This window comes from Paraburkholderia sp. SG-MS1, from assembly GCF_012275575.1.
GTDB lineage: Bacteria > Pseudomonadota > Gammaproteobacteria > Burkholderiales > Burkholderiaceae > Paraburkholderia.
On record NZ_NPIH01000281.1, the window covers coordinates 19,943 to 33,166 of the forward strand.

General features: G+C 63.1%; 12 protein-coding genes. All 12 read left to right on the plus strand.

Annotated elements, in window-relative coordinates; genetic code table 11:
- Window positions 1-76: 76 nt before the first annotated feature.
- The 12 genes from rlmN to CIC12_RS30305 all read left to right on the plus strand — a co-directional run bounded on the left by rlmN (window position 77) and on the right by CIC12_RS30305 (window position 13,199).
- Entirely contained in the window at window positions 77-1,228 is a 1,152-nt protein-coding gene (gene rlmN / locus CIC12_RS30250) for a 23S rRNA (adenine(2503)-C(2))-methyltransferase RlmN (protein WP_168669850.1), read from the plus strand.
- A gap of 217 nt (window positions 1,229-1,445) precedes the next feature.
- Window positions 1,446-2,546, plus strand: coding sequence for a helix-turn-helix domain-containing protein (locus CIC12_RS30255; protein ID WP_168669852.1), 1,101 nt, complete (start codon window positions 1,446-1,448; stop codon window positions 2,544-2,546).
- Between the two features lie 85 nt (window positions 2,547-2,631).
- On the plus strand, window positions 2,632-3,948 hold the full coding sequence (gene ispG, locus CIC12_RS30260; protein WP_168669854.1) for a flavodoxin-dependent (E)-4-hydroxy-3-methylbut-2-enyl-diphosphate synthase: 1,317 nt from the start codon (window positions 2,632-2,634) through the stop codon (window positions 3,946-3,948).
- 20 nt (window positions 3,949-3,968) lie between these two features.
- Window positions 3,969-5,309, plus strand: coding sequence for a histidine--tRNA ligase (gene hisS / locus CIC12_RS30265; RefSeq protein WP_168669855.1), 1,341 nt, complete (start codon window positions 3,969-3,971; stop codon window positions 5,307-5,309).
- Window positions 5,310-5,375: 66 nt separating this feature from the next.
- Window positions 5,376-6,005, plus strand: coding sequence for a YfgM family protein (locus tag CIC12_RS30270; protein ID WP_168669856.1), 630 nt, complete (start codon window positions 5,376-5,378; stop codon window positions 6,003-6,005).
- 60 nt (window positions 6,006-6,065) lie between these two features.
- Window positions 6,066-7,211 carry an outer membrane protein assembly factor BamB gene (bamB, locus tag CIC12_RS30275; protein ID WP_168669857.1) on the plus strand — a complete coding sequence of 382 codons (1,146 nt, stop codon included), beginning with the start codon at window positions 6,066-6,068 and terminating at the stop codon, window positions 7,209-7,211.
- A 445-nt stretch (window positions 7,212-7,656) separates the two neighbouring features.
- Window positions 7,657-8,994 carry a ribosome biogenesis GTPase Der gene (gene der, locus CIC12_RS30280; protein ID WP_121317397.1) on the plus strand — a complete coding sequence of 446 codons (1,338 nt, stop codon included), beginning with the start codon at window positions 7,657-7,659 and terminating at the stop codon, window positions 8,992-8,994.
- Between the two features lie 142 nt (window positions 8,995-9,136).
- The gene (gene hfq / locus CIC12_RS30285) at window positions 9,137-9,373 is read left to right on the plus strand and encodes an RNA chaperone Hfq (RefSeq protein WP_006051315.1); all 237 of its coding nucleotides are present in this window, start codon (window positions 9,137-9,139) and stop codon (window positions 9,371-9,373) included.
- 72 nt (window positions 9,374-9,445) lie between these two features.
- A complete protein-coding gene (hflX, locus tag CIC12_RS30290) occupies window positions 9,446-10,618 on the plus strand; it encodes a GTPase HflX (RefSeq protein ID WP_238812969.1) in 1,173 nt (390 codons plus the stop codon).
- 49 nt (window positions 10,619-10,667) lie between these two features.
- Window positions 10,668-12,047, plus strand: coding sequence for an FtsH protease activity modulator HflK (gene hflK / locus CIC12_RS30295; RefSeq protein WP_168669859.1), 1,380 nt, complete (start codon window positions 10,668-10,670; stop codon window positions 12,045-12,047).
- Window positions 12,048-12,059: 12 nt separating this feature from the next.
- On the plus strand, window positions 12,060-12,962 hold the full coding sequence (gene hflC, locus CIC12_RS30300) for a protease modulator HflC (protein WP_168669860.1): 903 nt from the start codon (window positions 12,060-12,062) through the stop codon (window positions 12,960-12,962).
- A gap of 45 nt (window positions 12,963-13,007) precedes the next feature.
- Complete coding sequence (locus CIC12_RS30305) at window positions 13,008-13,199, plus strand: DUF2065 domain-containing protein (protein WP_121317405.1); 192 nt, start codon at window positions 13,008-13,010, stop codon at window positions 13,197-13,199.
- Window positions 13,200-13,224: the final 25 nt, after the last annotated feature.

The following is a 13,224-nucleotide window of genomic DNA, read 5'->3' on the forward strand; positions in this document are numbered from 1 at the left end:
AATGGGCGCGATCGGCATTGCGTTCATGCAGCTTGTTGCATGAACGCAGTCTCGCACTGAAATGGCAGGATTCGATATGACGAGCAGTCCCACCGTCAACCTTCTCGATCTGGACGCCCAAGGGCTTGTCGCCTATTGCGACAGTCTGGGCGAGAAGCCGTTTCGCGCCAGGCAATTGCAGCGCTGGCTTCATCAGTACAACGCTGCCGACTTCGATGGCATGACCGATCTCGCGAAGTCCCTGCGCGAAAAGCTCAAAGGGCGCGCTTCGATCACGATGCCCGGCATCGTCAGCGACCATATTTCGACCGACGGCACACGCAAGTGGCTGATCGACGTCGGCAACGGCAACGCGGTTGAAACCGTCTACATCCCTGAAGAAACGCGCGGCACGCTGTGCGTGTCGTCGCAGGCCGGATGTGCGGTCAACTGCCGTTTCTGTTCGACCGGCAAACAGGGTTTTTCCCGCAATCTCTCCACCGGTGAAATCATCGGCCAGCTGCGCATGGCCGAGTTCGCGCTGCGCGCGTCGCGCGGCGTGGCCGGCGGCCGCGCCACGGGTGGCGACGGCAAGGGCGAGCGCGTGGTGACGAACGTCGTGATGATGGGCATGGGCGAGCCGCTGCTCAATTACGACGCGGTCGTGCCGGCCATGCGCCTGATGCTCGACGACAACGCGTACGGTCTTTCGCGCCGGCGAGTCACGCTGTCCACCTCGGGCGTCGTGCCAATGATGGACCGGCTCGGCGCCGATCTGCCGGTTGCGCTCGCGGTCTCGCTGCATGCGCCTAGCGATCCGCTGCGCGACATGCTGGTGCCGCTGAACAAGAAGTATCCACTGCGCGAATTGATGGCGGCTTGCCAGCGCTATCTGAAGGTCGCGCCGCGTGATTTCATTACGTTTGAGTACTGCATGCTCGACGGCGTGAACGACAGCGAAGCGCAAGCGCGCGAATTGCTGGCCGTAACGCGCGACGTGCCGTGCAAATTCAATCTGATTCCGTTCAATCCGTTCCCTGAATCGGGTTTGATCCGCTCGAAGCCGGAACAGATCAAGCGGTTTGCACAGGTGTTGATGGACGCGGGCGTCGTCACCACAGTGCGCAAAACACGCGGCGATGACATCGACGCTGCCTGCGGTCAGCTGGCCGGTGCGGTTCAGGACCGCACGCGCCTCGCTGAGCGCACCGGGAAGGCAGCGAAGGTGATCGAGGTTCGCGCCGTGTAATCGTCCGGTAAGGCAGGATCGTCGGCGTTCGCTGGAAGTTCGGTCGATCCGCGAAAGTCTCGATGCCACCGTCGATTGAAAAGAAAGTTTGCAGAAGCGATCGGAAGCGGCACACAAAGCCGCGCATTTTGTTATAAACGGTCTGCGATTCGGGCGCGAGGTTTCAGCGGCTCCGGGTGGCACGAGTGAAAAAAGAATCGACGCGAAAGGATTTGGGATGAGTGAGCCGCAGCACCCGCAGCCGCACGACACAGACACGAATGAAGGCCATCCGGCGCCCGTCGCACGGGCGGTAGTGCAGCCCGTTGTGCAGTCGAACCTGGATTCGTTGGCGGCGGCTGGCGCGCGCTTGTCCCAGTTGCGTGAATCGAAGGGCTGGTCGATCGAAGACGTGTCGGCCCGCCTCAAGGTGTCGGTCACCAAGTTGCGCGCGCTGGAGTCGGGCGACATCAGTCACTTGCCGGATACGACTTTCGCGCTCGGCGTGGTGCGTAGCTACGCGAAAATGGTCGGCGCCGATCCGACACCGTTCACGCAGGCGTTGCGCCGCGAAACAGGCGTGCCGGCGCCGGATCTGTCGATGCCGGCGTCGTCGGGTAAGGATCTGCCGCGTGGCCGGGTGTCGCTGTCGCTCGGCGGCGGGCAGAAAAGCCGTTCGTGGTTGTGGGGCGTTGCGGCGGTTGTCGTTGCGGTGATTGCACTCGCTATGTGGCATACCAATGGCGGCGATTCGACCGCCTGGCTTGCGCGTCTGAAAGCGAGCGCGAATGGCGCTACGGGCACCGCGGCCGGCGCATCGGGCGCGGTGGCGCAGGGGCCGTCGGCGGCCGCAGCGGCGGAAGAAGGAGCGTCGGCGCCGGAAGCGGCGCTGGCCGCAGCGGAAAATGCAGCGTCGGCCACGCCGATGCCGGCGCCGCTGGCGACCGGTACGGCGCCGTCATCGGCACCCGCGGTCACCGCAATGACGGCGGCGCCGAAGGCCGGCTCGCAGGGTCAGGTCGCGACGGGCGCGAGCGCGCCAGCGGTCGTCGTGGCAGGAGCCTCGGCGGCACCGACGACGCCTGCTGCAGGCGAGGCGATCGTCGCGCTCCGCGTGACGCAGGACAGCTGGTTTAGCGTGCGCGGCAAAGATGGCAAGGAAGTGTTTTCCGGCCTCGTGCACGCAGGCGATACGAAGGAAGTGACAGGCGAGGGGCCGTTCAAAATCACGCTGGGCAACAGGGCGGGTCTCGAGTCGCTGACGCTCGACGGCGAGCCGGTCGATCCGGCGAAATACTCGTCGGCCAAAGGGAATGTGGCGCGCTTCGCGCTGCCTTGACAGATACGGTATGCGCCGCGGCCAACCGGTCCGCGGCGCTTTTTCAATTCAGGCGCTACGTTTTTGTGTAGCGCATGCGGCGTAAATGGGTTTTTCGATGCAATCCGAAGCTCAATCCCGATCCAGTAGCAAGATCGTTTCTAACGAACCGGTGTTCGGCGGCCACGCTGCGCGGCGCAAGTCGCACGCGGTCGACGTCCGTTGGGGCGGCCAGCTCGTCACCATCGGCGGCGACGCGCCGGTGCGCGTGCAGTCGATGACCAACACGGACACGGCGGACGCGATCGGCACCGCGATCCAGATCAAGGAACTGGCGCAAGCCGGTTCGGAACTGGTGCGCATCACGGTGAACACGCCGGAAGCGGCCGCGGCCGTGCCGGCCGTGCGGGAGCAGCTCGACCGCATGGGTGTGTCGGTGCCGCTGGTCGGCGACTTCCACTACAACGGCCATCTGCTTCTGCGCGATTACCCCGCGTGCGCGGAGTCGCTGTCGAAGTATCGGATCAATCCGGGCAACGTCGGCCACGGCGCGAAGCGTGACACGCAGTTCGCGCAGATGATCGAAGCCGCGGTGAAGTACGACAAGCCGGTGCGCATCGGCGTCAACTGGGGCAGTCTCGATCAGGATCTGCTCGCGAAGATGATGGACGAAAACGCGTCGCGTGCCACGCCGTGGGAAGCGCAAAGCGTGATGTACGAAGCGCTGATCCAGTCGGCGATCGGCTCGGCGGAACGCGCGGTCGAACTCGGCCTCGGGCGCGACAAGATCATTCTGTCGTGCAAGGTCAGCGGCGTGCAGGACCTGATCGCCGTGTACCGCGAACTCGCGCGCCGTTGCGAATTCGCGCTGCATCTCGGCTTGACCGAAGCCGGCATGGGTTCGAAGGGCATCGTTGCGTCGACGGCGGCATTGTCCGTGCTGTTGCAGCAGGGCATAGGCGACACGATCCGTATCTCGCTCACGCCGGAGCCAGGCGCTTCGCGCACCGGCGAGGTGATCGTCGGCCAGGAAATTCTGCAGACCATGGGGCTGCGGTCGTTCACGCCGATGGTAATCGCCTGCCCGGGTTGCGGCCGCACCACCAGCACGCTGTTCCAGGAACTGGCGTCGCAAATACAGACCTATCTGCGCACGCAGATGCCGGTGTGGCGCGACCAGTATCCTGGCGTCGAAAAGATGCACGTCGCAGTGATGGGCTGCATCGTCAACGGCCCGGGCGAATCGAAACAGGCCAACATCGGTATCAGCCTGCCGGGTTCGGGCGAAAACCCGGCCGCGCCGGTGTTCATCGACGGCGAGAAGGTCAAGACGCTGCGCGGCGAGCACATCGCGCAAGAATTCCAGCAAATCGTGAGTGACTATGTCGAGCGCCGCTACGGCCGCGCTGAAGCACTCAACTAAACATCGGCTATCGAAGACAGATGACTGAACAGAAGAAAAAGCTCGAAAAGCTCTCCGGCGTGAAAGGCATGAACGACATCCTTCCACAGGAAGCCGGGCTGTGGGAGTTTTTCGAAACCACCGTCAAGTCGATGCTGCGTTCGTACGGATACCAGAATATTCGTACGCCGATCGTTGAGCATACGCAGCTGTTCAAGCGCGGTATCGGCGAAGTGACCGACATCGTCGAGAAAGAGATGTACAGCTTCACCGACGCATTGAATGGTGAAAATCTGACCATGCGTCCCGAGAACACGGCGGCGGTCGTGCGCGCGGCGATCGAACACAACATGCTGTACGACGGCCCGAAGCGTTTGTGGTACGTCGGTCCGATGTTCCGTCACGAGCGTCCGCAACGCGGCCGTTATCGCCAGTTCCATCAGGTCGGTGTGGAAGCGCTGGGCTTCGCGGGCCCGGATGCCGACGCTGAAATCATCATGATGTGCCAGCGGCTGTGGGACGACCTCGGCCTGATGGGTATCAAGCTCGAAATCAATTCGCTTGGTCTGGCGGAAGAACGCGCGGCCCATCGTGTCGAACTGATCGCGTACCTCGAAAAGCATGTCGACGTGCTCGACGAAGAGGCGAAGCGCCGTCTCTACACGAACCCGCTGCGCGTGCTGGACACGAAAAATCCGGCCATGCAGGAAGTCGCGCAGAATGCGCCGAAGCTGATCGATTTTCTCGGTGACGAGTCGCGTGCGCACTTCGAAGGTTTGCAGCGCATCCTGAAGGCGAACAACGTTCCGTTCACGATCAATCCGCGTCTCGTGCGCGGACTTGATTACTACAATCTGACCGTGTTCGAGTGGGTGACCGACAAGCTTGGCGCGCAAGGCACGGTGGCGGCGGGCGGCCGTTACGATCCGCTGATCGAGCAGCTCGGCGGCAAGCCGACGGCAGCCTGCGGCTGGGCGATGGGCGTGGAGCGGATTCTCGAATTGCTGAAGGAAGAAGATCTCGTGCCCGAGGCCGAAGGCTGCGACGTGTACGTGGTCCATCAGGGTGACGCCGCGCGCGAGCAGGCCTTCATCATCGCGGAACGTCTGCGCGATACGGGCCTCGACGTGATCCTGCATTGCAGCGCCGACGGTCAGACGGCCAGCTTCAAATCGCAGATGAAGCGCGCCGATGCGAGCGGTGCGGCGTTCGCGGTGGTGCTCGGCAAAGACGAAATCGCGAACGGCACGGTCGGTGTCAAACCGCTGCGCGATACAAAGGCTAACGGTGGTAAAAACGAGCAACATAACGTGCCCGCCGAAGACTTGACCGAATTTCTAATCAATGCGATGGTTGCAACCGCCGAAGACGGCGACGACTGATCGCGATGTCGTCGGGCCGGTTGGCTCGACACGCACACGAATCGAGAAAGAGGAAATCGCCGGGCAATGAGTTACCACGACGAACAAGAATCGATTGAAAGTCTGAAGGCATGGTGGACGCAGTGGGGCAATGCAACCACGTGGATCGTGCTGGTGGCATTAGTTGCAGCAGCCGGGTGGAACGGCTGGAATTTCTGGCAACGGCGCCAGGCGGCGGAAGCCGCGGTGCTGTATGACCAGGTGCAGCAAGCCGTGGCATCGGGCGACAAGGCCCGGATCACGCGCGCCGCTACCGACATGGAAGACAAGTTCAGCCGCACCGCGTATGCGCAGATGAGCGCGCTGGGCGCAGCCAGGGCGCTCTATGCAGCAGGCGACGAAGCCGGTGCGAAGGCCCAGTTGCAATGGACCATCGATCACGCGAAGGACGACGAGTTCAAGCAGATCGCCAAACTGCGCATGGCTTCGCTGCTGCTCGACGAGAAGGCTTACGACCAGGGCCTCGCGTTGCTTGCCGATCCACAATCCGACGCGTTCAAGGGTATCGTGGCGAACCGCCGCGGTGACCTGCTCGCCGCTCAGGGCAAGCGCGAAGATGCGCGCACGGCCTACAAACTCGCGCTCGACTCGCTGTCGAAAAACGACAGCTCGGCACGCCAGTTGATTCAGTTCAAGCTGGACGCGCTGGGCGGCTGATCGCCGCACGAACGACCAACCGGTCTCCTTTAATTAATTTCCTGAATGCTTCGTCCACCGATGAATCTGCTGAAACGTTACGCCGTGCCCGTTATCTGTGCGATGACCGTCCTCACGATGACGGCTTGCTCATCCACGAAAGACGAGCGCCGTGTGCCGACGCCGCTCACCGAGTTCAAACCCGTGCTCGACGTGCAGCAGGCCTGGACGGCGAGCGTGGGCAAGGCGGGCCGTTACCTGTTCGCGCCGGTCGCCGTCGGCAACGCGGTGTTCGCAGCAGGTGCGAACGGCTCGGTCGCGAAGATCGACGCGCAAACCGGCAAGGACATCTGGCGCGTCAAGCTGCGTGACGATCTGTCGGCGGGCGTCGGCAGCGACGGCACGCTCACGGCGGTCGGTGGTCTGAAGGGCGACGTCTACGTGCTCGGCGCGGACGGCAAACAGTTGTGGACCGCCAAGGCGCCGGGTGAAATCATTTCGCCGCCGTTGGTCGGCAACGGTCTCGTGGTGGTGCGCACGGTCGACGGCCAGCTCGTTGCGTTCAATGCGCAAACCGGCGAGCAGAAGTGGAACTACCGCAACCGCGCGGTGCCGCTCAATCTGCGGGTGTCGGCGGGCATGACCTTCGCGGGCGACGCGGCCGTGCTGGCCGGGTTCCCGGGCGGTTCGTTCGCCGCGATCAACCTGCAATCCGGCGACGCCTACTGGCAGACCCCGGTGTCATATCCGAAGGGTGTGACGGAGGTGGAGCGTATCAACGACGTGACCGGTCCGCCCACGCTGGTCGGTTCGCAAACCTGCGCGGTGACGTTCCAGGGCCAGATTGGCTGTTTCGATGCGAACTCGGGCCGCGTGGCGTGGGAAAAGGCGTTCTCGAGCACGAGCGGCCTCGCACAGGATGACCGCATCGTGGTGGCGGCGGACGACTGGTCGGTGGCGTCGGCGTTCGACGTCAATACGGGCGCAGTGCTGTGGAAGAACGACCAGCTGAAGAACCGCGATCTGAGCGTGCCGTTCCTGCTGGGCCGCGCTGCGGTGTTTGGCGACTATCAAGGCTACGTGCATTTCCTGTCAGCTGCCGACGGCACGCTCGTCGCCCGCGCGAAGACCGACGGCAGCGCGATTACCGCGGCGCCGGTGCTGGCCGGCGAGACGCTGGTCGTGCAGACGCGCGACGGCGGCCTGTACGGCTATCGCCCGCGCTGATCGCGTGAGGCTTGCCGTCGAGCGCGCAGGCCGGCTTCGCCGGCCGCGCGCGTTTCTGTCGAGCTGGTTTTGATTGTTGTCGTCTCGCCCAGGCAAGTAGAAGAATTCTGCCGGAGTGGCTGCTCCGGCAAGTCGGATCAGACAGGGCACGTGTGAGCCTCGTGTCCCTCGGTGGTTGCTTGCGGCACCATCTGTCGGCGCTCCCGCAGATCCATCGCCCGCGAACGGACGTGCGGGCCGTCGAGCAAGAAAGACTGAATCTGGCGGCCCATTGGCGCTGCCCATACAGCCAAATCCCCGTCCGCCCGAGTGTGCATATTGCCCGCACATCCGGGGCAGGTCGAATTCGTGATAATTTTCGTCAAACGCTGCCGTGTGGCGGTCGCATGGCGTCGCTACGCGAGCGGTCGATTTCGATCCCGCGTTTCACCGTGAACAACATCTGATGAAACCCGTTATTGCCCTAGTCGGGCGCCCCAATGTGGGGAAATCCACGCTGTTCAACCGCCTCACGCGCTCGCGTGACGCGCTGGTTGCCGACCTGCCCGGTCTCACCCGTGATCGCCATTACGGCGAAGGGCGCACCGGCGAGCGGCCGTATCTGGTCGTCGATACCGGCGGCTTCGAACCGGTCGCGAAAGACGGCATCCTTCACGAGATGGCGCGTCAAACGCGCCAGGCGGTCGAAGAATCCGACATCGTCGTGTTCATCGTCGACGGCCGCAACGGTCTCGCGCCGCAGGACAAGTCGATTGCCGACTATCTGCGCAAGGTCGGCCGGCCGATCTTCCTCGTCGTCAACAAGGCCGAGGGCATGAAGTACACGACTGTCGCCGCCGACTTCTACGAACTCGGTCTCGGCGACCCGCGTGCGATTTCGGCCGCGCACGGCGACGGCGTCACGGAAATGATCGACGAGGCGCTCGGCGTCGCGTACGCCGGCCAGCCGGAGGAAAGCGACGACGAGAAAGCGGCGCGCGGCGTGAAGATCGCGATCGTCGGCCGTCCGAACGTCGGCAAGTCGACGCTGATCAATGCGCTGGTGGGCGAAGAGCGCGTGATCGCGTTCGACATGCCGGGCACGACGCGCGATTCGATCTACGTCGACTTCGAGCGTCAGGGCAAGCCGTACACGCTGATCGACACGGCCGGCCTGCGCCGCCGCGGCAAGGTGTTCGAAGCGATCGAGAAATTCTCGGTGGTGAAGACGCTGCAATCGATCTCGGATGCGAACGTCGTGATCCTGCTGCTCGACGCGCGCCAGGACATCTCCGAACAGGACGCGCACATTGCCGGCTTCGTCGTGGAGCAGGGCCGTGCGCTGGTGGTGGGCGTGAACAAGTGGGACGGTCTTGATCCGCATGTGCGCGAGCGCACCAAAGCGGACCTCGAGCGCAAACTAAAATTTCTCGACTTCGCGAAATTCCATTTCATTTCCGCTGCGGAGAAAACCGGTATTGGTCCGTTGATGCGTTCAGTCGACGATGCATACACCGCGGCGATGGCCAAGCTGCCGACGCCGAAGCTCACGCGCGCGCTGATCGATGCGGTCGAATTCCAGCAGCCGCGCCGTCGTGGTCCGGTGCGGCCGAAACTGCGTTACGCGCACCAGGGTGGACAGAATCCGCCGATCATCGTGATTCATGGTAACGCGCTCGATGCGATCACCGAAACGTATAAACGCTACCTCGAAAACCGCTTCAGGGAAACTTTCAAGCTGACTGGGACTCCATTGCGAATAGAGTTCAGATCATCGACGAACCCTTACGCGGACAAAGGCTGAAACCCGCGTGCGTGTTGGGTTTGGGCGCAGGACCCCGGGTCTCGCGCAAAAACGAAAATCGGCTATAGTGTAGCGGTTGGCGGCTGATCTCTTTTTCCTCACCGTCAATTCAGTCAACCTGCAAAAAAATACGGAGTTTGCTATGAGCAACAAAGGGCAATTGTTACAAGACCCGTTTTTGAACGCACTGCGTAAAGAGCATGTGCCGGTGTCGATCTACCTGGTCAACGGCATCAAGCTTCAAGGGAACATCGAATCGTTCGACCAGTACGTCGTGTTGCTCCGGAATACGGTCACCCAGATGGTCTACAAGCACGCAATTTCGACGGTCGTGCCAGCCCGCCCGGTGAATTTCCACCCGGATTCCGAACAGTCCTAACCCCCGTCGCGGCCGGCGCAGCGTCGCCCGTTGGCGATTACTCCCGGCCGCCTCATTTTGATACCCTCCAATTTGATCAATGCAGCGCTTGTCGGCATCGACTTCGGTAAGATCGATTTCGAAGCCAGTCTCGAAGAACTCAGCCTGCTCGCGCAAAGCGCGGGCGCGAATCCCTTAGTCACCCTCACCGGACGCCGCTCCAGTCCCGACGCAAAGATGTTCGTCGGCAGCGGCAAGGCCGAAGAATTGCGTCTTGCCTGTGAGGCGAACGACATCGAACTTGTGATCTTCAATCACGCTCTGGCCCCTGCGCAGCAGCGCAATCTGGAGCAGGCGCTTAATCGGCGCGTGGTCGATCGCACGAGTCTCATCCTCGATATTTTTGCGCAGCGCGCCCGCAGCCACGAAGGCAAGCTGCAGGTGGAACTCGCGCAGCTGCAATATCTGTCGACCCGGCTGATTCGTGCGTGGACTCACCTCGAACGCCAGAAAGGCGGTATCGGTTTGCGCGGCCCCGGCGAAACGCAGCTCGAAACCGACCGCCGTCTGATCGGCGAGCGCATCAAGGCGCTCAAGACGCGGCTCGAAAAACTGCGCCGTCAGCACGGCACGCAGCGCCGCGCGCGCAGCCGCAACCAGACGATGTCGGTATCGCTCGTCGGCTATACGAATGCGGGCAAGTCCACGCTGTTCAACGCGCTCACGAAAGCTCAGGCGTATGCCGCCGACCAGCTGTTCGCGACGCTCGACACGACCTCGCGGCGCGTCTACCTCGGCGACGAAGCGGGGCAGGTGGTGGTGTCCGACACGGTCGGCTTCATCCGCGAATTGCCTCACCAGCTGGTCGCGGCGTTTCGGGCCACGCTCGAAGAAACCATTCATGCCGACCTGCTCCTGCATGTGGTCGATGCGTCGAGCGCGGTGCGCCTCGACCAGATCGATCAGGTGAACGAGGTATTGCACGCAATCGGCGCGGACACGATCCGCCAGGTGCTGGTGTTCAACAAGATCGACGCGGTGCCGGAGTTGGCGGCCCGTGGCGACGCGGTCGAGCGGGATGAGTATGGTAATATTTCGCGCGTCTTTTTGAGCGCGCGCACCGGGCAAGGGCTGGATACGTTGCGTGCTGCCATCGCTGAAATCGCTACTGCTGAACCGCTTGCCGATTCGTTGATCGATCGGTCGGAAGAAGACCGGTCGGCAGCACCGCGCGACGACCGCAAGGTTCCAGAACTCGGGCACTGACCCGTTCCAATTGCACTGACCCGCTGTCTACTCTGGTGAACGAACACAGGTGAACGATTACAACGAGCGGAGTATCTGGCTGCGCATGCGCGCCTTGCTTTCACTGAACGATCCGCGCTGGGGCCGGGGGGACGGCAACGGTGACCGGCAACGGCCCAACGATCCCAAGCGTCCGCCGAAGGACGGCGAAGGTCCGCCCGATCTCGACGAGATGTGGCGTGATTTCAACCGCCGCTTGAGCCGGATCTTCGGCCGCAAGGGCGGTGGTGCAGGCGGCGGCCGTCCGGACAGCGGACGTGGCGCGCGCATCGGTGTGGGCATCGTGATCGGCGTGCTGATCGCGATCTATCTCGGCAGCGGCGTGTTCGTCGTTCAGGATGGTCAGGCCGCGGTCGTCATGCAGTTCGGCAAGTATCGCTACACCGCCGGGCAGGGCGTGCACTGGCGTCTGCCGTATCCGTTCGAAGCACATGAGTTCGTCAATATCGGCCAGGTCCGTCAGGTCGAGATCGGGCGCAACAACGTGGTGCGTCCGGCGAACGTGAAGGACGCTTCGATGCTCACGCACGACGGCGACATCGTCGACGTTCGCTTCGCGGTGCAATACCAGGTGCGCAAGCCCACTGATTATCTGTTCCGCAGCGGTGACCCCGATCAAAGCGTAACGCGTGCTGCACAGGCGGCGGTGCGCGGCATCGTCGGTGCGCGCAGCGTGAACGAAGTCCTCGATCAGGATCGCGAAACAATGCGCCAGCAACTGGTGGCGGCGATCCAGCAATCCCTCGATCAATACGAATCCGGTCTCGCCGTGACGGGCGTGACGATCCAGAGCGTGCAGATGCCCGACCAGGTGCAGGCCGCGTTCGACGACGCCGCCAAGGTGCGCCAGGAAAACGAGCGCGCGAAGCGCGATGCGCAGGCCTATGCGGCGGATCTGTTGCCACGCGCGCAAGCCGACGTGGCGCGGCAGATAGAAGAAGCGAAGACCTACAGCGAAAAGACGGTGGCGCAGGCGCAAGGGGAAGCCGACCGCTTCAAGCAGGTCTTCGCGCAGTATTCGAAAGCGCCCGCTGTGATCCGCACTCGCATGTACATGGAAACCATGCAGCAGATCTACTCGACTACGACCAAGGTGTTTGTGGACAGCAAGAACGGCAACAACGTGTTGTATCTGCCGCTCGACAAGCTGGCCGAGCAGGCCCGCCAGCGCGTCACCGATGCGGCCGCGGCCACGCCGGGCGCGGCGGCTGCCGGTGCGCCGCAAGGGGCAAGCGCCGTGGCACCGTCGGGCGCTTCCGCGCCGGTCGCGGGAGCCGCATCGGCTGCCGCCGCGAGCGATGTGCCCGCCAGCGAGCCGAGAGCTAGCGGCGCCTCGATGCGTTCACGCGAAGCCTTCCGCAATCGCATGCGCGAAGACGACGTTCAATAAGGAGCGCACAACATGAACAAGATCATTGCGCTCGTCGTGGCTGTCGTCATTGTGCTGTTCGCGGCTTCGTCGATGGTGTTCGTCGTCGATCAGCGGCACATGGCCGTGTTGTCGTCGCGAGGCGATACGCCATCCATGTTGCTCGGCCCGGGTCTGCACGTCAAATTGCCGCCGCCTCTGCAAACGGTCACGCTGGTGGACAACCGCATCCAGTCGCTCGACGCACCGGACGAAGACCGCTTCGCCACGTCGGATAAGACCGAACTGCTGGTCAATCCGGTCATCAGGTTCCGCGTCACCGATCCGCTCAAGCTGTTCGCCGAAACCAGGGGCGATGTGCAGAGCCTGCCGGACCGGCTCGCGTTGCTGTCGCGCGCGGCGCTCGGCGATGCGTTCGGCCAGTTCACGCTGGCCGACGCGCTCGCCAAACAGCAAAGCGTTGCCGACGAAGCTCGCGGCGCGATCGACAAGGGCGCGGCCTCACTGGGCGTGTCGGTGGTCGACGTGCAACTGACGCGCGTCGATTTCCCGGCGGAGATGACCGATTCGGTCTTCAAGCGGATGATCGCTGCCCGCGAACAGATCGCCGCCGACGAGCGCGCGAAGGGCGCGGCCGAGGCCAACCAGATCAAGGCTGACGCGCTCGCGCAGCAGCAGGCGGTGCTCGCCGACGGTTACAGCCAGGCGCAGACCATCCGCGGCGAAGGCGATGCGAAGGCAGCGGAAATCGCCGCCGAAGCATTCGGCAAGGATCCGCAGTTCTACCAGTTTTATCTGAGCATGCAGGCATACAAGAAGACCTTCAAGCCGGGCGATCTGATCGTGGTCGATCCGAACAACGAGTTCTTCCGCTTCATGCGTAGTCCGACCGGTGGTGTTACGCCGGACGCTCCCGCGGCCTCGCGCAAACACTGATAACCGGAAGGCCGCGGCATTCGTATCGCGGCCCGTTGAATTCGCATGGATATAGCCGGCTCGTTACTGCTCGCGATCGCGTTGATGCTGATTATCGAGGGGATGTTCCCCTTCGTTTTTCCGGCCGCCTGGCGCGACACGTTCCGTAAAATAGCGGAACGGCCTGCGCATCAGATTCGCGTGGGCGGTCTGATCGTGATGCTGCTCGGGCTGATCCTGCTGTTTATCGTGACCTGACGGGCGACGTCGGCGAGTGGGCGGC

Coding starts and splice junctions, on each gene's coding strand:
- rlmN (WP_168669850.1), top strand. CDS start 77: ATGACGAGCAGTCCCACCGTCAACCTTCTCGATCTGGACGCCCAAGGG.
- CIC12_RS30255 (WP_168669852.1), top strand. CDS start 1,446: ATGAGTGAGCCGCAGCACCCGCAGCCGCACGACACAGACACGAATGAA.
- ispG (WP_168669854.1), top strand. CDS start 2,632: ATGGGTTTTTCGATGCAATCCGAAGCTCAATCCCGATCCAGTAGCAAG.
- hisS (WP_168669855.1), top strand. CDS start 3,969: ATGACTGAACAGAAGAAAAAGCTCGAAAAGCTCTCCGGCGTGAAAGGC.
- CIC12_RS30270 (WP_168669856.1), top strand. CDS start 5,376: ATGAGTTACCACGACGAACAAGAATCGATTGAAAGTCTGAAGGCATGG.
- bamB (WP_168669857.1), top strand. CDS start 6,066: ATGAATCTGCTGAAACGTTACGCCGTGCCCGTTATCTGTGCGATGACC.
- der (WP_121317397.1), top strand. CDS start 7,657: ATGAAACCCGTTATTGCCCTAGTCGGGCGCCCCAATGTGGGGAAATCC.
- hfq (WP_006051315.1), top strand. CDS start 9,137: ATGAGCAACAAAGGGCAATTGTTACAAGACCCGTTTTTGAACGCACTG.
- hflC (WP_168669860.1), top strand. CDS start 12,060: ATGAACAAGATCATTGCGCTCGTCGTGGCTGTCGTCATTGTGCTGTTC.
- CIC12_RS30305 (WP_121317405.1), top strand. CDS start 13,008: ATGGATATAGCCGGCTCGTTACTGCTCGCGATCGCGTTGATGCTGATT.